General features: G+C 51.6%; 18 protein-coding genes and 1 pseudogene. 9 read left to right on the forward strand and 10 right to left on the reverse strand.

All coding sequences use genetic code 11. The features are described 5' to 3' along the window. The 4 genes and pseudogenes from AC23NW_RS19345 to AC23NW_RS19360 all read left to right on the forward strand — a co-directional run. Positions 1-687, forward strand: a 687-nt coding sequence (locus tag AC23NW_RS19345; RefSeq protein WP_487451376.1) for an ISAs1 family transposase, incomplete at its 5' end; no start/stop codon positions are given. Between the two features lie 24 nt (positions 688-711). Beyond that, positions 712-816, forward strand: a pseudogene (locus tag AC23NW_RS19350) (hypothetical protein); the annotation flags it as partial. Positions 817-858: 42 nt separating this feature from the next. Then, positions 859-1,095 (forward strand): hypothetical protein, encoded by a 237-nt coding sequence (locus AC23NW_RS19355; RefSeq protein WP_487451378.1) that lies wholly within the window; start codon positions 859-861, stop codon positions 1,093-1,095. Next, a complete protein-coding gene (locus tag AC23NW_RS19360) occupies positions 1,088-1,882 on the forward strand; it encodes a DUF2290 domain-containing protein (RefSeq protein WP_487451380.1) in 795 nt (264 codons plus the stop codon). The genes AC23NW_RS19355 and AC23NW_RS19360 overlap by 8 nt, the downstream gene beginning before the upstream one ends. 220 nt (positions 1,883-2,102) lie before the next feature. On the opposite strand, the gene AC23NW_RS19365 is transcribed toward AC23NW_RS19360, so the two are convergent. Further along, on the reverse strand, positions 2,103-2,288 hold the full coding sequence (locus tag AC23NW_RS19365; protein WP_487451381.1) for a hypothetical protein: 186 nt from the start codon (positions 2,286-2,288) through the stop codon (positions 2,103-2,105). 41 nt (positions 2,289-2,329) lie between these two features. Then, positions 2,330-2,830, reverse strand: a complete 501-nt coding sequence (locus tag AC23NW_RS19370) for an ATP-grasp domain-containing protein (RefSeq protein WP_487451550.1) — start codon at positions 2,828-2,830, stop codon at positions 2,330-2,332. 459 nt (positions 2,831-3,289) lie between these two features. Here AC23NW_RS19370 and AC23NW_RS19375 point away from each other — a divergent pair, with 459 nt between their 5' ends. After that, positions 3,290-3,886: a hypothetical protein gene (locus tag AC23NW_RS19375; protein ID WP_487451383.1), complete on the forward strand. Its 597-nt coding sequence runs from the start codon at positions 3,290-3,292 to the stop codon at positions 3,884-3,886. 170 nt (positions 3,887-4,056) lie between these two features. On the opposite strand, the gene AC23NW_RS19380 is transcribed toward AC23NW_RS19375, so the two are convergent. Continuing rightward, complete coding sequence (locus tag AC23NW_RS19380) at positions 4,057-4,647, reverse strand: HD domain-containing protein (RefSeq protein ID WP_487451384.1); 591 nt, start codon at positions 4,645-4,647, stop codon at positions 4,057-4,059. A gap of 75 nt (positions 4,648-4,722) precedes the next feature. Continuing rightward, positions 4,723-5,292 (reverse strand): Crp/Fnr family transcriptional regulator, encoded by a 570-nt coding sequence (locus tag AC23NW_RS19385; protein WP_487451385.1) that lies wholly within the window; start codon positions 5,290-5,292, stop codon positions 4,723-4,725. 155 nt (positions 5,293-5,447) lie between these two features. Here AC23NW_RS19385 and AC23NW_RS19390 point away from each other — a divergent pair, with 155 nt between their 5' ends. Next, positions 5,448-7,796 carry a right-handed parallel beta-helix repeat-containing protein gene (locus AC23NW_RS19390; protein ID WP_487451387.1) on the forward strand — a complete coding sequence of 783 codons (2,349 nt, stop codon included), beginning with the start codon at positions 5,448-5,450 and terminating at the stop codon, positions 7,794-7,796. Between the two features lie 39 nt (positions 7,797-7,835). On the opposite strand, the gene AC23NW_RS19395 is transcribed toward AC23NW_RS19390, so the two are convergent. Further along, positions 7,836-8,456, reverse strand: coding sequence for a hypothetical protein (locus AC23NW_RS19395; RefSeq protein WP_487451388.1), 621 nt, complete (start codon positions 8,454-8,456; stop codon positions 7,836-7,838). Positions 8,457-8,533: 77 nt separating this feature from the next. Between AC23NW_RS19395 and AC23NW_RS19400 the strand changes: the two genes are divergently transcribed. Together AC23NW_RS19400 and AC23NW_RS19405 are read left to right on the forward strand one after the other, a co-directional pair. Beyond that, positions 8,534-9,100: an RNA 2'-phosphotransferase gene (locus AC23NW_RS19400; RefSeq protein WP_487451389.1), complete on the forward strand. Its 567-nt coding sequence runs from the start codon at positions 8,534-8,536 to the stop codon at positions 9,098-9,100. A gap of 98 nt (positions 9,101-9,198) precedes the next feature. Continuing rightward, positions 9,199-11,298 carry a right-handed parallel beta-helix repeat-containing protein gene (locus AC23NW_RS19405; protein WP_487451390.1) on the forward strand — a complete coding sequence of 700 codons (2,100 nt, stop codon included), beginning with the start codon at positions 9,199-9,201 and terminating at the stop codon, positions 11,296-11,298. A 209-nt stretch (positions 11,299-11,507) separates the two neighbouring features. Here the strand turns inward: AC23NW_RS19405 and AC23NW_RS19410 are convergent, their stop codons facing one another. From AC23NW_RS19410 to AC23NW_RS19420, 3 genes are all read right to left on the reverse strand, one after another. Then, a complete protein-coding gene (locus tag AC23NW_RS19410; RefSeq protein WP_487451392.1) occupies positions 11,508-11,879 on the reverse strand; it encodes a hypothetical protein in 372 nt (123 codons plus the stop codon). 178 nt (positions 11,880-12,057) lie between these two features. Continuing rightward, positions 12,058-13,170 (reverse strand): AAA family ATPase, encoded by a 1,113-nt coding sequence (locus AC23NW_RS19415; RefSeq protein ID WP_487451393.1) that lies wholly within the window; start codon positions 13,168-13,170, stop codon positions 12,058-12,060. After that, positions 13,167-13,865 (reverse strand): RNA ligase family protein, encoded by a 699-nt coding sequence (locus AC23NW_RS19420; protein WP_487451395.1) that lies wholly within the window; start codon positions 13,863-13,865, stop codon positions 13,167-13,169. The genes AC23NW_RS19415 and AC23NW_RS19420 overlap by 4 nt, the downstream gene beginning before the upstream one ends. Positions 13,866-14,171: 306 nt before the next feature. On the opposite strand from AC23NW_RS19420, the gene AC23NW_RS19425 reads away from it, so the two are divergent. Then, positions 14,172-17,081, forward strand: coding sequence for a hybrid sensor histidine kinase/response regulator transcription factor (locus tag AC23NW_RS19425; protein WP_487451397.1), 2,910 nt, complete (start codon positions 14,172-14,174; stop codon positions 17,079-17,081). 81 nt (positions 17,082-17,162) lie between these two features. On the opposite strand, the gene AC23NW_RS19430 is transcribed toward AC23NW_RS19425, so the two are convergent. Beyond that, positions 17,163-17,519, reverse strand: coding sequence for a VOC family protein (locus tag AC23NW_RS19430; RefSeq protein ID WP_487451398.1), 357 nt, complete (start codon positions 17,517-17,519; stop codon positions 17,163-17,165). A gap of 165 nt (positions 17,520-17,684) precedes the next feature. After that, positions 17,685-19,586, reverse strand: a complete 1,902-nt coding sequence (locus AC23NW_RS19435) for a RagB/SusD family nutrient uptake outer membrane protein (protein WP_487451399.1) — start codon at positions 19,584-19,586, stop codon at positions 17,685-17,687. Positions 19,587-19,593 lie beyond the last annotated feature (7 nt).

Raw genomic sequence — 19,593 nt, forward strand, 5'->3', positions numbered from 1 at the left:
TCAAAAGATAGCGAGCAGCCGGCAGTGCGGCAGTTGCTAACCCAAACCGGGCTGGCGGGGCAAAAAGTAACCCTTGATGCACTTCATTGTAGCCCGGCTGCCTTAACGACGATTCACCAACAGGGAGGTACCTTTTTAGTGGGGTTGAAATCGAATCAGCCGGTGTTGTACCGGTATGCGATTTGTCATACGCTGCTGCAAGAGCCGGTTTACAGCCGGCAAGATGCCGCTCAACGAGGCCATGGGCGGCAAGAGGAACGTACTTATGCATGTTTCAGGGTGAATAGAAGCCATTTAGCCCTTCGCTGGCAAACCTGTGGTCTTTGTATGTTGATTAGCGTTAAGCGGGTACGGCGAAAACTGGATGGCAGTCAGCCCGCCGAAGAAATCAGCTATTTTCTGAGCAACTATGGGGTACAAAGTCAGCAGCAGGCCGATGAGTTATTTGATGCCATAAGAGGGCACTGGCGGGTTGAAGCGATGCATTATCAGCGGGATGTCACCTTGCAGGAGGATAGCTTACGCAGCTCAAACAACACATTGAGCCGGATAATGAGCGGCCTTAGAAGCTTGGCATACAATCTATTAAAAAGAACAATGGCGAAGAATATGGCCGCCAAAATCGATCAGTTTGCGGATGATTTTAACTCACTAATCGAATTTATGACCATGCATAGGGTTTTATGAGAAAGCCCTGTTAGGGCAAAAGGCAATGAATCCAACATAGTGTTTGTTATAGGCACAAACAAAATAGATTCTGATTACTCATTTAGAGTAAGAAATGCCTTCTTCGTAGCAGTTACTAGGTCTAGAGGCTGGTGCTACATCACTTCCAGCTCCTATTATCCTAGTAATGTAGTGAATGAGTTAAATTCAATCTTGCAATACTATCCAAGATTTGAATTTTATTATCCAGATATACAGGAGTACAATAATTTAACAAAAATAATAATGACTTCAGATGACAAACTAAATGAGTATGAAAAGTCGTTTGAAAATATTCTAAGTGATGAGGTTCAAAAGGCAGTGCTTTTAGACCTTATTAAGAATAATCCACAGTTAGCACAAGAAGTTAAAAGAAAATTAGATGAATAATGTAGATGCAGTATTGAATCGGCTCAAAGTAATTGAATCATTATTCTCTAGGCAAATTTTAGATTCTAATCTTTGGTCTAATGAGGTCAGTATTTCTTGGCCAAAATATGAGGCTATAAACAAGAAATTTATATACGCAAGGGAATATGAACTTATCTTAAGGAAGCGTCAATATTCATTTCTGTTTTCAGATAATAGCTTAATTCAATGTTATTACCTTTTTGACAAGCCAGGTAAAACCGCAAATATTAAACAAATAAAACTATGCTATTATCCTTTCCCTGTTCATTTAAAAGAGAAAATGGAAGATTATGAATATTACTTTGAAGAAGCAGAAGATGATATAATCAAACAGTATTATTTTGACACTTATTTATGCATGTCAGAGGAGTTTGGATTTAATATAGACAGCCAAATAAGTTCTGCTAAGGCTCACTTTAAGAATAAATATGGCTATTCGTGGGAAGGTAATACATTCAGAGGTATAATGTTTGATGAAGTTTATGAGCAAACAAATTTTTCTCACTTCAGAATGGATTACGATGCTGACGTTAAAACACACCATAAATGCGAACTTCAGTTCGGAGCAATAAAAAACATAAGATTCCCTTTAGACAGGATACTAGATCCATTGCTTTTTTTTGATATAATATTCCGAAGCTTCTTTAAGGATATATATTCTAGTCTAATAACTAAAAATTATGAAAGAGAATTTAGCTTTGGCAAAAGTAAGTCCACATTAATTCCAGGGTTCATGGAGAATAATATTTATAAAACACTAAAATAAATTTCATAACCCCAGAAAAGCATAAACCAATATATCTATATTGGTTTATCACAGCTATAGTACCCAATACTAATATTTTACAATTATTTTGCTTTATTACTTATACTCTTATTTACGTAAACTTTAGTAAAAACATTTGAGAGTGGCACTTTTGCATATAGCAAAACTTTATTCACATAAACAGAAATATGCTGGGGTTCTCTAAGTCATCGCCGTTTTCTCATATCTTTTTATCGTCTTGCCGGTCTGAGTAAGGCAAACCAATTAACCATGCATAATCTTTACTCTTTTGCCGATTATAATTATAAAAGCGTTGTTCTTCTTCCGTTAGCGCTTCCTTGCGCTTTTTCTTTCCCATAAGCTTTTTCATCAAGCTCATGCCTTCTAACTCTCTTTCTGTTGACATTTCCTTTAGCTGTCTAAAATATTGGTATGATATCGGGCTGGTTATCTCCACCACTCTACGCGAGCATGAAGCCAAGCTAAACGAGCATGTTCTTGAAAGTTTAAACCAGATTGGGCTTCCTTAGCTTTTAGCCGTTTGTATTCAGCTAACCGGCCCATGTCATTACTTTCAGCGTTGGTCGTTGATTGCTTACTTTCCTCCTTGGGCTTAGATTGTGTTGATGACCGTTTACCCGTTTTCTGCTCAATGTGTTTAACCAGGTCGATAAAGTAGTTATGGCCCGTAATGTCGATAATGCCCGTTCCCGGATTACCATTTACTTCCGTCGCATACGTTTTACCCTTCTTTTCCCGGATCAGATCGACGCCGGCAAATTCCAGCTTTACTACTTTGGCCGCATCAATACACATTTGGGTTTCGTCGTTGGTCAACTCGATTTGACGGCCGCTACCACCTTTTGAGAGGTTCGCCCTGAAATCACCATTATTGGCGGTACGTTCCATGGCCACTACTACTTTCTCCCCTACCACAATGGCCCTTATATCGGTTGCCTGTCAGTTAAAGATTGCGTCCCATCACACATAATCCTGAATATAGACAGCTGCCCTGCTCCGAAGTTCAGCAGTCCGTTCGGGGTAAAACAGGACATAATAAATCACTGTTTAAGACAATGGAGGCTATACTTAATACATATATCCTAGTAGCAAACTTTTTTGTTGGTTACAATTAAAATCCGTTTTCTTAATTTTAACGAAAACCAATTCTTATCTACATTTATGATCTACAGAACTCTACTACTTTTTGCATTGTGCTTAACGGCCTGCACTACTGAAAATGCTTCAGCACAGTGCATTACAACGCTAAGCGGATCTATCAGCTCAACAGATTTATCTACGTCTGACCGGCCAACCCGAGGTGGCTCTAACCCTACATGTGCAGCTGCCAAAAGTTGTCCGGGAGCCAACGGAAGCTCGGGCACCCATTATTATGATACGCATACGTTGGCTAATAATACCTCCGCTCCCGTCTGTGTCACTATGACATTGAGTACATCTTGTGGTGACAATGCCGTTTATCTCTCTGTTTACCTGAACAGTTTTAACCCTGCTGATTTTTGTACTAATTACCTTGCCTCTCCCAGCGGAAGCGGTACTTTCCACGTGACTTCGTTTATCATACCGGCAAATACGCAGTTCGTTGTTGTTGCCTACGGTGTTGATAATGGTCAAACCTGTGGCGATTACACAATACAACTAAATGGATTATCGCCGCAGATCAGCCTAGGCACGGCTACGCTTGCCGTTCAGGGTCAGGCTAATTGCCAGAGTACGGCTACCATATCAGGTATGGGCACAGGCAGCAAATTTGAGATTACAGGCCCGGGGGGCTATGTCTTTACCAACGTTTTCCGGACTACAGGCGCTCATTCATTCATGGCCGGTAACATTACTACACCCGGACAATATAAACTGATGGTTTATGATGGAAATTGCGCCACAGGTCTGAATACCATAACTGTAGAAGGAACAAGTTGCACACAACTCAAGTCTGGCCATACGGTTATTGATTACGATACAAATAGTGGGAGGGAGTATTAAACTCCCTCTTTTAGTAACTCCATGTCAGGCATTCAATCTTGGTTTTCCGCTACTTCCGCTGGATAACGGCCAGCGTTTTTTCAATGTCCTCTGACTGCCACCCATATTTCTGCCGGTATGTGATCAGTAGTTCCCCGGGATAGCTGCTGCTTTTTAACACTTGTCCTCCCCTACCGCTCTAAAATCCCGGACTCGACGCTTTCGTTGATCAGTTGTTCGGCGTATTGCCAGATAGTGGCGGAGCCTTCCTGAATGACCTGCTTTTTGGCATAGACCTTTTCGTAAGTCACCCCGAATTCGGCCCAGGTCCCGCCGTTGTTGGAGGTGTTCTGTAGCAGCGGCTCAAGCCGGTCCATCGCGCGGGCAAACTTCGCCTCATTGGTCTGATGCGCTTCAAATTCCTCCCAGACCGCAATCAGCTCAGCCGCCTGCGCTTCGGGCAGGAGACCAAAAATCCGGTTGGCGGCCGCCCGCTCTTCGGCGGTGTTATCGTGGCTTTTCTGGGTGTCGTAAATAAAGGTGTCGCCGGCATCAATCTCGACAATATCATGGATCAGCAGCATCTTAACGACCTTGAGCACATCAACCGGCACGTTTGCATGACCGGCCAGAACAATCGCCATCAGGGCTAAATGCCAGCTGTGTTCGGCGTCGTTTTCGTTCCGGTCACTGTTGAACAGCTTTGTTTTGCGAACAATATACTTGAGTTTGTCTACTTCCTTAATAAACTCGATTTGTCTGAAAAGATCCGTTAGTTCCATCGGCTTGTGTTGGTTTATGCCACAAAATTCAGTCACCACCGGCGAACCGCAATTGCCAAATGACAAGAAATGCGGTCAGGGGATATTTTTCCGGATCCGGCTCAGCGATGAGGGAGTAATGCCCAGATAGGACGCCAGCATGTTGAGCGGTACCCGGTTGGCAAGGCCGGGGTAATGGGCCAGAAAGTTCAGGTATCGCTGCTGCGCGTCCTGCACCAGCATATTACCGGTAAATTTCAGTTTGTTTTCCAGTACGTAGGAGGTGATTTTCACGAAAATGTCATCCCAGCCGGGAATCTGCGCCGACAGCTGCATGAAATCGGCTTTCGAAAACACCAGCACGCGGCAGTCAGTAATCGCTTCGATGTACTCAGCCGACGGGGTTTCGTCGCGGAAGCTGTTCATATCGACCACAAACCGGTTCTCATAGACAAAGTAACGGGTAAAGCTATCGCCCGTTTTATCGTAGTAACAGACCCGGAATACGCCTTCGGTGACATACCCGATCTGCGTAGACACCTTACCGGCTTCGGCAAAATAGGCGCCCTTGCCAACGGTCTTCCAGCGGGCCTTTTCCTGAATCAAGGCGCGCTGCACGGTATCCAGATCACCGAACTGCAGCAAATACGTGATAAGCTCTTCCATACGGCAAAACTAGCAGTAAAGCACAAACAGCGGGCAAACCATCAGGAGTCTCAACAGCGCTGCCGATTCTTTTTTGCCCCCGACCTTATATTTTTACCTGAATCTGCTTTACCGGTAAGGCAGGTACAGGCAAATGCCGTCACTCCCCCTACGCTATGCAAAAGCTATTTCTCCTTGCGCTGATCGGTCTTGGTCTGATCCCCCGAAGTTACGGCCAAACAGTGCTCTATGTGGCTCCCGATGGAAACGACGCGGCTGCCGGAACCGTCGCCCGCCCGCTCAAAACGCTGGAAGCGGCGCTCCGGAAGGTGGCATCGGCTAAAACGCCGGCCGTCACCATCCGGCTGCGGGCGGGGCGGTATGCGCTTCTGCAACCCGTCAGCATCACACCCGACCTCCTGAATGGCCACCGGCTGGAGATTGCCGCCGCCGCCGGTGAACCGGTGGTACTGAGTGGTGCAGTCCCCCTTCGGCCCGACTGGCAACCCTACAAAGGGAATATCCTGCAAACGTCCCTCGACAAGGGCTTGTCTATCGATCAGCTCTATGCCAACGGGTTGCCGCTGTCGATGGCCCGCTACCCGAATGCCACGCCTGAGGCGCGGGTGTTCAACGGGACGGCGGCCGACGCCATCAGCCCCCAACGGGTGCGGACGTGGGCGAATCCGTTGGGGGGTTATGTACATGCTTTGCATCAGGGCGAATGGGGTGATTTTCATTACCGGATTACCGGCAAAACCGGTGACAGCCTGCATCTGGAAGGGGGATGGCAGAACAACCGGCCTGCACCCATGCACCGGGAACACCGGTTTGTGGAAAACATTTTCGAAGAACTCGACGCGCCGGGAGAGTGGTTTTACAATCCGGTCACCGGCACGCTTTACCTGTATCCGCCAGCGGGTATGGACCTAAAAAAAGCCAGCTTCGAACGCTCAGTCAGTGACGGGCTTATCCGTATCACCGGTACACAAAACGCACCGGCCGAACACGTTACGCTGACGGGCCTGACGTTTACCGGTACCAACCGCACGTTTATGCTCACCCGCGAACCGCTTCTCCGCAGCGACTGGACCATTTACCGGGGTGGCGCCGTGCTGACAGAAGGAGCGCAGCACTGTGTTATCCGCAACTGTACATTCCGGTATCTGGGTGGTCATGCGGTATTTGTCAGCCGGTTCAATCGGGGCATTACGGTCGAACACAACCACATTCACCACAATGGCGGCAATGCCATCGCGTTTGTCGGTGACCCCGATGCGGTGCGGTCGCCGGCGTTCCGGTATGAAGACAAGGTGCCGGTTGCCGGCATGGACAAAACACCAGGCCCGAAGAGCGACAATTATCCGGCCCAATGCACAGCGCATGACAACCTGATTCATCACATCGGCACCATTGAAAAACAGGTGGCGGGGGTTGAAATCAGTATGGCAATGGCCATTACAGTGAGCCACAATACGATTTATCAGGTGCCGCGCGCGGGCATCAACATCGGCGACGGCTGCTGGGGTGGCCACGACATTGCGTTCAACGATGTGTTCGATACGGTTCTCGAAACCGGTGATCACGGGGCCTTTAACTCGTGGGGACGGGACCGGTTCTGGCTTCCGGGCATCAGTGATGTGAACGCGCTCGTGGCGCAGTACCCGACCCTGCCCCTGGCCGATGTCATCAAACCGATTACGCTCCGCAACAACCGCTTTCACTGTGAACACGGCTGGGACATCGACCTCGACGACGGCAGCAGCAATTACCAGATCAGCAACAACCTGTGCCTGAACGGCGGGCTGAAACTACGCGAGGGGTTCAACCGGACGGTGACGAATAATATTTTGGTCAACAATACCTTTCATCCGCATGTCTGGTATGCGAAAAGTAACGATATCTTCGAGCACAACATTGTCACGACCGACTATGCGCCAATCCGTGTGCCGGTCTGGGGGCAGCGGGTCGACCATAATTTTTTCATTGCGCCGGGCGCTCTTGAACAGGCACAGGCCCGCCTTACCGACCGCAACAGCCTGCATGGTAATCCGCAGTTTATGCATGATGCGGCAGGCGATTTCAGGGTAAAAACCGGGTCAAAAGCGTTGGCGGTGGGTTTCAGAAATTTTCCGATGGATGCGTTCGGCGTGGTCAGTCCGACCCTCCGGAAGCTGGCGGCCCGTCCGGCCATTACCGGCATCCGGCTGCTGGCGACCGGTAAAGCCGGTGCCACGACGGCGTGGCTCGGAGCCACCATCAAAAATCTGGAAACCCTGGGCGAGCAGTCGGCCTCGGGGGCACCGGACAAGCAGGGTGTGTTACTGGTCAGTGTCAGCCCCAACAGCCTTGCCGCCCGAAGCGGGCTGGAGCCGGGCGATGTCATCCGGCAGATCAACGGCAAAGCAATTTCCGGCGTGGCGGAGATGCTGAGCCTGCTGCAAACGGTCATGTGGCAGGGGCACGTAAAGGCCACGATGCTGCACAATCAGCAGACGAAGGAGGTGGAGATCCGGCTCAAATAACAGGTGAATACATAGCGGGGCTGTGGCAGCAGACGGATCTTATTTTATGACAATCCAGTCGATTTTAGCATCAGGCCGTTTGTTTTTTGTCGAAGGCATGTCAGTATCTTCGTCATAAGTTCCGATTTGATTTTCGGGCGTTGTTGCAAACACAAAACTTAATTCATTCCGAGGATCTTCACAACTTTCCCATTCCATCATTTGGTTGTAATAGAGCTTTATACCCGGATAAATCCGCATCAAGGTACTGATTGTAGAATGCGGCCCGAGGCCATTTTTCATTTTCAATTGCGAATCGAGTACAACGATTGCTAAAATCGTATCTGTATCTGCCCATGGAATCAGGGCAAACACATCCTGATCACCATTGTGATACAGGTAGGCCTCACCGCCGCCATCGTATCCATACAGCCACGCTTCAACGGTTTTTTTTTGAAGCTGTTTACAATGGGCATCCGCCTCATTTATCCGCATTCCGATTTTAATTGGCCCTAACCGCTTACGTTCTATTGTGAACGCAAGCGGAACAACACCTGGCTTATTAGTTGGTCTAAGACTGCGAAAACGCTTAGTCTCAAGAACACTCCCGCGCTTCGTTTCACAGCAAACGATCAGGAATAAAATTAGTACGAAGACAACATAAGCACCTATAGTTTTCAAAATCACTGATGTTAAGTTTAACGTACAGCACTTTACACATTTTCCTGTAATTATGCACTAACAAATGTAGAACCAACATGCTTACCGCATCAGAATCTATTAAAATCAGCAAACTCCTGAGCCTTGTTCTCAGGCACAAGCCTCAGGCCATCGGCATTACCCTCGATGAAAACGGGTGGACCGATGTTCAGACTCTACTGACCCGGCTTGCTGCTAACGGCCACCAGCTTACTCCGGACCAGCTTTATGATCTGGTGGATACTAATCCTAAAAAACGGTTTGCGCTGACGGACGATCGTACACGTATCCGTGCCAATCAGGGCCATTCGGTTGAGATTGACCTGGGCTACCGACAATCAACTCCGCCCGAATGGCTTTTTCACGGTACAGCTACACGGTTTATAGACAGCATCATGGACCAGGGCCTGAAAAAAATGGGCCGGCATCATGTACACCTGAGTGACAACGAAGCAACGGCCCGGCAAGTCGGAAGCCGGCATGGTAAACCTGTTGTCCTGGTGGTACAGGCAGAAGCAATGGCCAGGGCAGGTTTTGTTTTTTTTCAGTCTGAAAACGGGGTTTGGCTAACCAATCATATCCCGGCCGCTTATTTATCCAGTAACGGTAATTTTCAGGCCGAATAGTAGTAATTGGTCCGTGTCCGGTACTTTTCATGATAACGGTTAAGCCGGAGGCAGGTGGCAAGTGCTGCCGCAGCCGGCTTCCTGAACAACCTTGACGTATGAATTACCTGATCCGCTGCGGCCTGCTGCTGGCACTGTTTATCCTTCCCGGCGCGCTGTCGGCTCTCAATATTTATGTCGCGCCAAACGGAAACGACAACAACACCGGAACCCAAAAACAGCCGCTGTATTCGCTGACCGCTGCCCGCGACAAAATACGGGCCCTCAAAAAGCAAGGCAAGCTAACTGAACCGGTCTTCGTCCTGATTCAGGGCGGCGAGTATTACATGCCGGAACCGCTGGAACTGACCGACGAAGACAGCGGCTCGCCTGAAGCCCCGATTACTTACAAAGCCGCGACCAGCACAATACCTGTCTTTTACGGCGGCCGGCGCATTACCGGTTTCCGGCCCGTAAACAAGTCGCTGTGGGTGGCTCAGCTACCCCAAACCGGTAAACCATGGCGCTTTGAGCAATTGTTTGTCAACGGCACATGGGCAAGCCGGGCCAAAAGTCCGGACGAGGGCTTTTACAAGGTCAACGGTAACCAGGAAACAATTATCGACAAGGGCACGGCACCGGCCGCCATCCGCGCCACCCAGAAAACCCGTCTCAATCTGGCCAATATCAGTGACCCGCTGCCCGCCGGAAGCGACAGCAGCGCCATTATTGTCATGCACCACAAGTGGGATTTCACCCGCCGCCACCTGCTCAACGCCACGCTGACCCGCGACACCACCGCTTTTGTAGAAACTATCGGCCGGGGTTATTATCCGTGGAATAAACTGGACGCCCAGACACTCGCCTACTTCGAAAACTACCGAACGGCGCTTAACAGCCCCGGCGAGTGGTTCCTGGAGAAAAACGGGACGCTGTACTACATGCCGAAAGCCGGTGAAACCATCGCCAACACCCGGATTATCGCCCCGACGCTGGAACAGCTGGTCGTGGTGAAAGGATCGGGCATGGGCAGCAAACAGGCTCACGACCTGTCGTTCCGGAACATTACGTTTGCCGTTTCCGGCTATACGATGCCCGATGGCGGAAACGAGCCCCAGCAGGCAGCAGCGACCATTCCGGCGGCCGTTATGGTCGATTTTGCCGACCGGATCACGTTTACCGGCTGCGAAATACGGAGTACAGCCCTGTATGCCATGTGGCTGAAACGCGGCGCAACCAACTGCCGGATTGAGCAGTGTTACCTGCACGATCTCGGCGGGGGCGGCATCAAAATCGGCGAAAAAGAAGTACAGAAAGACACAACCGAGCTGACGCGCCGCATCACCGTCGATAACTCAATTATTACCCGTGGCGGCTTGCTGTTCCCGACGGCCGTTGGTGTGTTGATTTTTCACTCGCCGGATAATGTGATTACCCACAACGAGATTTCGGACCTGAAATACACCGGCATTTCGGTGGGCTGGATCTGGGGCTACGCCAACAGCACGGCCAAACGAAACACGATCAGCTTCAACCACATTCACCACCTCGGCTGGGGCGAACTGAGTGACATGGGCGGTATTTATACCCTCGGTTCATCGGAGGGGACAGTCATCAGCCATAATCTTGTGCACGACATCTGGGCATATACCTACGGCGGCTGGGGTCTCTATACCGATGAGGGCTCTACCGGCGTGGTGATGGAAAAGAACCTGGTCTATGCCTGCAAAAGCAATGGTTTTCACCAGCATTACGGCAAGGAGAACATCATCCGTAACAACATTTTCGCCCTGAATCATAACAGCCAGCTGGCGGCAACCCGCGTAGAACCGCATCTGTCGTTCCGGTTTACCAACAATATTGTTTACTTCAACTCCGCTACGCTGACCAACCCCAACTGGGTTAAAATCAACCTGCAGGCCAGTAACAACTGCTACTGGAATCCAACCGGCCAAAACATCACGTTCAACAAATTATCCCTCGCCGAGTGGGAGCAGCAAGGCAAAGAAACGAACTCAATCAGTGAAGACCCGCTGTTTGTCAATCCGCTGGCGTACGACTTCCGCTTCAAATCGCCGGCAACGGCAAAAAAGATCGGGTTTACGCCCTTTGACTACATGCAGGCAGGTGTGTACGGCAGTGCGGCATGGAAAAAGCAGGCAACCCTACAGCCGGAGCGCATCCGCCGGTATGAAGAGGCAACGAAGCATACGTTGTAGGGTTAAGTTATTGAGCGAATTAGTGAATGTGCGATTGAGCGAATAAGTCATTGAAATACAACCCTTTACTCTCTGGCTAAATCTAATCTGATTCTGCACAATTACTTATGAAATTTAGCCTCCAGGAACAGGGCCGCCTGGCGGTAAGTGAATTAACTTCCAGGAACAGGGCCGCCTGGCGGTTTAGAACTTCCTGGAAGTTAATTTACTTACCGCCGCGTATACAGCGTCTGCACCGTTTTGGCGGCATCCATAAACTGGTTATAGGTAACGCCAAGCGGCTTCAGCGCCTGCTGCCCCGAACAGGTAAAAATCTCACTGGCCGGACTCGACGAGAACGCGCTGCCGGCAATAAAATACTCACTGCCTTTATACTCCACGACCGCAACCGTGTAATTACCCACCCTTACGGTACTGAATGTATCGACCTTCGCTTTGAGCCACGTCAGTTCGTTCAGCGGGTCCCCGACGCCGCAGTAGGCTTTTTTGGCTTTATAGAACGTGATGCCCGGCTCAGGTTCCTTGTCTTTACACGCGATGCCGGTACACAGCAAACTCAGCAAAAGTAAATAGTTGCGCATGATGTCTGGAGAGGTTTAGATGGTTACCCTATCTCCCGCCCTGCCCTGAGGGCAGCGGAAGCTATTAGTCCCTCACCTGAAACCAGGGGAGGGGTTGGGGTGGGGTATTATAGGGTAATGACCCCACCCGACCGCCATGCGTTGGAAGGAAAAGACAATTTTTTCACAAAAAAGCGCACTACTCCCTGATTGCATAGATGACCTCATGCGCCTCCCAGAGCGCCGGAACGTCCAGTCGTTCGAGCATCCGGCTTACGGCCGGCTCCGGCACCGGATAACGGCGGTTGGCATTCTGCTCCATGCGTTTTGCCTGCGGCACTTCCACGTACACAATCCGGACCCGCGCCCGATAGGTTACGAACAACTCAATCACCTGTTCGCGCAGGTGGCGGGTAATGGACGTGGCGTTCCAGACAAACGGTTCTTTCCAGCGCAGGTATTGACGCGCCTGTTCCTTGGCCATCTGCACCACACGGCCTGTTCCCTTCCGGTCGGTCGGGTCGATGTTGTATTGCCGCCGGAACGCATCGAGGCTGACCATCGGCCAGTCACGGTAATGGGTCAGAATGTGAACGTCTTTGCCGGCACCCGGCAGTCCGCACATCAGTACGACTTCGTTTACGGTTTCATCGTACAGCGGAAAGTCAGGAGCCACATCCTCGCGCCGGAAATACTGAAACCGCGTCAGACCCGACGCAAACGGGTAAGGCTTGCCGTAACAGCCCTGTTCCTGACAGAAGGCTTCGAACAAGTCGATGCGGTAGAGCATCTCCGCCTGGTCGGCGCATATCCGCCCCAGCACATCGGCCCGCGCCAGCAGCGCCAGCCAGGCCGTGTTCACTTCCAGACTAACCCGCAGCAACGTCTTTACCGGATCGGTTTTCTCAAACAGCCACAGCGGCAGGCCGTGATACCGCACCAGTTTAGCGACTGCCTCCCGCGTAGCAAACGGCGTCGGGATCTCGTCGTATAACAGCACCCGTGTAGTATACTCGCCCTTCCGCGCATGGCCCGCCGACGTAATCCGGCCCTGATCATCCGGCATGGTTGTCGAGCGTTTTTCAACATCATGCAACAGCGCCGCTGCCCTTAGCACTGCCTGATCACCAGCCGGCAATGCCTGGTACCCCGGCAGCGTCGTCAGCGCATCCAGTACCATCATTGTATGTGTAAACACATCGCCTTCCGCATGGTGTACCGGATCCTGCGGAACACCGGCCATCGCCCGAATCCAGTCAAACTCCCGTGCCAGTTCATCGGGACGGGTGTGTTTTGTCAGTTGCCAGCTCATACCATCCTCCTTTCGTGTACTAATGTTGCCCGTTGCCAATGCCTCGTCCAGTGCGCATCGGTCTGCACATGGCCTTTCCGCACATATTTGAACACCCGCCGGCTAAAATCCGTAACAGTAAACTCACCGGCATCCCGTGACACAAGGCCTTCGCACGTACAGGGCAGCCCCGTGTTTGCCGCCACCGAGCCAAAGACGCCGGGCTGTTGCGCCAGTGTCTTTACGGCCGTTTCTACCTCAGCCGCTGTAAACGGTGCTTCCTGACGCGCCAGTACCGGTACGGTTGGCAACCCGAGCAGAGCGGCATAAAAAATTACCTCTTCCCACGACAGCCACCGGTCCTGATCCCGAATCGCAAAGACATAAAAATGTTCTGTCAGGCGGGAATATAGAATTGAGTGGACAGCAAACAGGTTTTCGCCGAACACCTCCAGTGTACCAAGATCATGGCGGATAGATTGCCAGCGTTCTCGCAACGCCGCTGTCCACGGCGAAACCGTCGGGGCAGCATGTGAGCGCGCAAAGACGCCGTGACGGGACAGGCAGTTATTCTCGCCGTCCAGTTTTTCTGTATGGATCAGTGTTTGAATCCGGCCAAGATCGGCCGCAAAGTGGTGATTGATCCGGTCATCGCTTGTTGTGCCGGGCGAAAACGGATAGTGATACGTCCGCCCGTATTTTTCAGATAAAGCCATTTTCTTTTTTTATAGATAATACCATAGCCATAAGACCTTCGGATGAAGGCTCCGGTGTTAATTCCGATGTCGGATACGTATTACATGGCTTGTCAAGCGGTCAGGCACAGGGAGAGATTGTGCCCCGCAAAGGTAACAAAACGGCTGCTTTCTTCTACATCACTGACCGTTTGCTAAGGCATCAATTTATTTCGTTCGAAAGTGACGCTATACTTTTTTTACGTTTCACGGCAATCATTTACATTAGACTCCACAACCTACCCATCGTAAAGAAATAAGTTACGTTTCTCAGGAAGCATAGTGGTAATGATCTATTATCGATTCGTATTCGTACTGCTGCTTTTTATCTCTTTCCGGAACAGCCAGGCACAGGCTACCGCAGAACGTGCCCGCGTGAAGGCCCTTGTACAAACGTTTCGTCAGGAAGCAGCGCGGATTCCTTCCCTGCTTCTCCCCTGCCCGATGGCATCATACCGGCCGCCTGCCGGCACCCCGCAACTGACCGCATGGCTGGAAACCGCCGCCCTGCTTCAACGACAGGGGCAAACCACCTGCGCCTTCCAGCTACTCGGTGCATTAAAACCGGTAGCGCAACAACAGCCGGAAACCTTCGCGGCGTGGCAGCTGACCCGCATTAAACTCCTGCGCCGTACCAGAAACGATACGCTCACACTTCAGGTGATTGACAGTCTGCTACCGGTAAGCAGGCACAATAAGAACCTCGCCGGCCGGTTATGGCTCCAGAAAGCATTTACCCTGAACCATGCCATTAAGTACCCGGAAGCCCTGCAGGCGGCTAATGAAGCTTTGCTCATTGCCAGAGCCAGCCGCGATCGGACACTCGAAATTGATGCCCTCGACATCATTGGAAACACGTCCCGCGATATTTACCGGCAGGTTCCGGAAAAGTACCTGCCTTCCGTGCAGCAGGCCGAAAAACTGGCCATCGCGCTGCATGACACCACACGCATACTGGATGCCTGCCGCAGCCTGATCTACGCACACATGTATGACCAGACCTCGGACCTGCCGGTTATCCTGGACTACATGGACAAAAGCCTGCCTTACCTCCGGCAGTCGCGGGATGGGATCATGTGGTATAATTTTGTCTGGGCATTGGCCGATGCGCTCACTTATTGGCCGGACTATGCTACGCACTCCATCGACCTCTACCGCTCCCTGCTGCCGGTTGCCCGCCAAATGGGTATACCTGAAGACATACGGCGGCTGAATTTATCGCTGGGTGATCTCTCGGTTGACCAAAAACAGTATGCACAGGCAGCAGCCTATCTGGCCGAAGCCGGCAAACTCGACAGTCCGGACTGGGAAAAAGATTATTTCTACCAGAATCAGGCGGAGGTGCAGCAGGCCCTCGGCAATGCGGCACTGGCCAACGAATTCTACCAGAAGGCCCTGGCCGAGAAAGAGCGGATTTACCTGCGCCGCAACAACCAGAGCATGACGCAGTGGGAAACCCGCTTCCGGACGCGGGAGAAAGAACTTCAGATTGATGAACAACAGCGCCGGCAATGGTGGCTGACCGGCTTGGCGATTCTGCTGCTGCTGCTCGTCGGCATTGCTACCTTTGCCTTCTTCCGGAACCGTTCGCAACTCCGGCTGCTGGCCGCTCAGAAAGCGATTATTGAGCAACAAAGCGCTGAACTACAACGGCTCGACCAGGCCAAAACGCGGTTCTTCGCCAATATCACGCATGAATTCCGGACGCCGCTGACGCTGATTCTGAGTCCACTCGAACGACTGATTGACGAATTACCGCAACATCAACGCCTGAAAACCATTCAGACGAATGCGTACCGGCTACTCGACTTTATTAATCAGCTGCTCGACCTCTCCAAACTCGATGCCGGTATGCTGAAACCCGATATCCGGTCGGGTGACCTGTCTATTTTTTTCCGGCAGCACGAGGACTCCTTCCGGTTGCTGGCCGAACGAAAGCAGATCCGGCTGGACGTATCGGTCGACCTGCCGGCAGCGGAATGGCTCTTTGATGCCGATAAACTGGGTAAAATCCTGACCAACCTGATGGGAAACGCCATGAAGTTTACGCCGGCGGGTGGTGAGGTGCAGCTCATGGCCGGCATCAGCCAGTCTGCTGCTGCTCCTGCCCTGTTACAGATATGCATCGCCGATTCAGGCATCGGCATTCCGGCCGGGCAGATTCCGCATATTTTTGACCGGTTTTATCAGGTCGATGACAACCGGACGCGCGCTGCGGGGGGCTCAGGCATCGGTCTGTCGCTGGTCAGCGAACTGGTTCATGTTCTGGACGGGGCGATTACCGTTGACAGTCAGGCAGATGCAGGCACCTGCTTCCGGATAGCGATTCCGGTAGAGCCGTTACCCGTCCGTTCGTTCGTGCCGGCATTAGCAGCGGTTGCCGGGCAACAAACCGTTGCCGCAGAAGCAGGTAGTCCCGACAACAATCCGCCTGACCGCGGCGTGTTATTACTCGTGGAAGACCACGACGATTTACGGCAGTATCTGTGTGAGTTGTTTGCCGGTTCGTATGATGTCGTTCCGGCCGTGAACGGGCTTGACGGCCTGTCTAAAGCGCAAACCCTCATTCCCGATCTGGTCATTACGGACTGGATGATGCCCGACATGGACGGCATCAGTCTGTGTCAGCAGTTGAAAGCGGATGCCCGGACCAGTCACATTCCGCTCCTGATGCTGACGGCCAAAACGGCCACCGAAAACCGGCTCATCAGCCTCAACAGCGGAGCCGACGATCACCTGACAAAGCCCTTTAATGAGCAGGAACTCAAGCTGAAAGTCCGGAACTGGCTGGACCGGCAGCAGCGGCTACGGGAGCACTATCAACGGATGCTGGAGCAGCCCTCTGAAACCCCGCCGCTACCGGAGCAGGGCAGCGATTTTATGGAACGTCTTTTCGCCCTGATCGACGCCAACCTGGCCGATGCGGCATTCGGGGTGGAGGAACTGGCCCATAGCCTCGGCCTGAACCGGCGTACCCTGCACCGCCGCCTGATCAGTCAGACCGGTCTGCCCCCTACCGAAGTCATCCGCAACCACCGGCTGCGCCGCTCAATTCCCTACCTGAAGCTGGGTCAGCCTATCGCCGACGTGGCTTTTCTGGTGGGTTTCGAAAATCCCTCCTACTTCACCAAATGCTTCCGCGAAACCTTCGGCCACACGCCAAAGGATGTAAAGAGCAGGGTTTCATTTAGTGATTGAGCGATTGGCGATTGAGTGAGCGTGATGGTAATGAGCACCCATTTCAGGCTATGTGCCCCGCTCAATCACTCATTCACTCAATCACTCAATGTATTCGATAAGCTCAAAGCGGTTGCCGAAGGGGTCGCGGAAAAAGACACGATCGCGGCCTTCGATGTCGGAAGAATAGGTCAGGCCAATGCCGCGGGCGGTCAGAAACTGTTTGGCATCCGTGAGGCTGACTACCTCAAATGCAGGGTGACGGCTCGATAACGGTCCTTCGGTTTCTTCGCGGATATGCAGTTGTATGTCGCCCATCTGAAACCAGATTGCGTTGTGCGGGTGGCCACCCGGAATGGCCTGAAGTGACAGAATCTCACCGTAAAATAGCCGTGCCAGCTCCGTTGTTCCCGGCGGAATGGTAATCAGAATATGGTCAAATCGCTTAAACTGAATCATAAAAAAAGGGATATGGCACAGGCCATACCCCAAAGGTAACGGAATTATAGAGCGGCCGCCGCGCGGTGAATGAGTGAATGAGTGAAAAAACGGCTAAACAACCGGAAAGCGTAGAGTTAGCCGGCGAGGCCTCTTCACTCTATCACTCATTCACTCATTGTATATTTACCATCCCGGATTCTGGATCAGGCTTGGCGTCCGTTGCAGTTCGCTTTGCATGATCGGGAACAGGTAGTGGCGCGGAGCAACGAAAACGCGGCTCTCGACGAAATAACGCTTCATTTTGTATTTCTTCGTGCCAATTACAATTTTCCCGTTCGGGTCCTCAACAGGCTTCATGCCGTTGATCATACGCTGTGTTTTCGCATAGGGCCACGCATTCTGCGAACGCTCATCGTTCGTTGTGCCGGCTGCCTGCCAGGCGGCCTCCTTGTTCAGCTCCGTAGTTGCGTTTGGCTCCAGATACAGGCGGGTTGTCCAGATCCGGTTGTTTTCATAGAACAATTCCACCCGGCGTTCCCGCTTGATGTACTCGTCCATGAGGGCCTTGTTGCTTTGCGCTTCCGGCGGAATCGGCGCCATAAACGACCGGCGGCGAACCTGGTTCAGCAGTTCATAAATCTCAGCGTTCGGCCCCGTCGTTTCGTTGACGGCTTCGCTGTAGATGTAAATAAACTCCGGCAGACGCCATACCGGCGGGCCGTTGATGGAGAAGCTCTTATCGCGGTTCCATGATTCGCGCAACAGTTTACGCAGGAAATAACCGGTCGTTGTGGAGTTTGACGCACCCAGGCGGTCGGCACCTTCCGCCGTATTGATTACTTTGCCTTTGAACGTTGAACCGTGATAGACAATATCGCGGTAGAAACGCGGGTCACGCTTCACACTTTCATACGGGTTTTCGTCGTCGTACCCGTCGGCTTTTGCCCGTGTGCTATAAACCGGATAGCCATAACCATTTCCCGCAATGTATTCATACTCATCAACCTGCTCCTGCACCGGCATCTGCCGTGAGCTGCCACCCCAGGTCGGCATGTAAATATCACCCTGCCAGTTGTTATCCTTGTCTCTTGTTACAAAGAAAACAGCCTCTTTCAGGTACGCATCCATGCTGTAGTACATATCCCACAACCGGCCATACACCTTTGAGTTGTTGTTATTTACGCCGGCGTCGTCCTTGAAATCAGTCTGATCGTGACCAACATACAGGCTGTAGCGCGGTGCACCTTCGACTTTATAGTCCAGCACGGCCTTTGCCGCATCACGGGCAGCCGCCCAGCGGTTCTGGTTGTAGCTGTAATCACCCTTGAATTGCCGGTTATCATTGGGCAATGTCCCCCCGTTCCACAGCGGGGTAGCTGCCGTCCAGCGTACAATTGCCTTCAGACCCAGACACGCCCCTTTGTCAATCCGCCCGAAGTCAGCACCGCCCCATGTAGCCGGTACCCGGGCAAACGCTGAGTCACAATCCTGTGCGATTTTGGAAACAATGGTGTGGAACGACTCTTTCTTAAAGTCCATACTCTCGGTCGGCAGGATGGTCCGGTCTACATAGACAATCTCGCCATACATCCGTGCGGCCAGATAATGCAGGTAAGCCCGCATGAAATAGACCTCACCGATCCGCTTACCTAAGTCGCCTTCCTGCAACGGGTTATCCGGCGTCCCATATTTTTTCACCCCTTCCAGGAATACGTTTGCCTGGCGGATTTTTGAGTACAGATCCCACCAGTACTGCCCGGTGCTGCTCCGGTCCGGAAAACCCGCAGGGCTCCAATCACCGGCGTTGAATTTATTGGTCAGACTGCCTTCTGCGGTTGAGCCTTCTGCTTCATCCGTGACGGCTGCCGACGAGAAGTGGTTAAAAAATACCAGTGGCCGGTTTGCTGTCTTAATCTGGGCATACAGATCGGTTACGAGCTGATTGGCCTTGTTATACCGGGTAAAGGTCTGTCGTTCATCGACCTGATCATCCGGACGGCGGTCCAGAAACTTATCGTCGCAGGCACTCAGACTAACGCCTGCAACCACCACAAGCAGGTAAGTATATATTCGGTTAAAACGCATGATTTTG

It is taken from the genome of Arsenicibacter sp. R0_47 (assembly GCF_057652235.1).

Coding starts and splice junctions, on each gene's coding strand:
- AC23NW_RS19360 (WP_487451380.1), top strand. CDS start 1,088: ATGAATAATGTAGATGCAGTATTGAATCGGCTCAAAGTAATTGAATCA.
- AC23NW_RS19365 (WP_487451381.1), bottom strand. CDS start 2,288: ATGTCAACAGAAAGAGAGTTAGAAGGCATGAGCTTGATGAAAAAGCTT.
- AC23NW_RS19380 (WP_487451384.1), bottom strand. CDS start 4,647: ATGGAACTAACGGATCTTTTCAGACAAATCGAGTTTATTAAGGAAGTA.
- AC23NW_RS19385 (WP_487451385.1), bottom strand. CDS start 5,292: ATGGAAGAGCTTATCACGTATTTGCTGCAGTTCGGTGATCTGGATACC.
- AC23NW_RS19390 (WP_487451387.1), top strand. CDS start 5,448: ATGCAAAAGCTATTTCTCCTTGCGCTGATCGGTCTTGGTCTGATCCCC.
- AC23NW_RS19400 (WP_487451389.1), top strand. CDS start 8,534: ATGCTTACCGCATCAGAATCTATTAAAATCAGCAAACTCCTGAGCCTT.
- AC23NW_RS19405 (WP_487451390.1), top strand. CDS start 9,199: ATGAATTACCTGATCCGCTGCGGCCTGCTGCTGGCACTGTTTATCCTT.
- AC23NW_RS19410 (WP_487451392.1), bottom strand. CDS start 11,879: ATGCGCAACTATTTACTTTTGCTGAGTTTGCTGTGTACCGGCATCGCG.
- AC23NW_RS19415 (WP_487451393.1), bottom strand. CDS start 13,170: ATGAGCTGGCAACTGACAAAACACACCCGTCCCGATGAACTGGCACGG.
- AC23NW_RS19420 (WP_487451395.1), bottom strand. CDS start 13,865: ATGGCTTTATCTGAAAAATACGGGCGGACGTATCACTATCCGTTTTCG.
- AC23NW_RS19425 (WP_487451397.1), top strand. CDS start 14,172: ATGATCTATTATCGATTCGTATTCGTACTGCTGCTTTTTATCTCTTTC.
- AC23NW_RS19430 (WP_487451398.1), bottom strand. CDS start 17,519: ATGATTCAGTTTAAGCGATTTGACCATATTCTGATTACCATTCCGCCG.
- AC23NW_RS19435 (WP_487451399.1), bottom strand. CDS start 19,586: ATGCGTTTTAACCGAATATATACTTACCTGCTTGTGGTGGTTGCAGGC.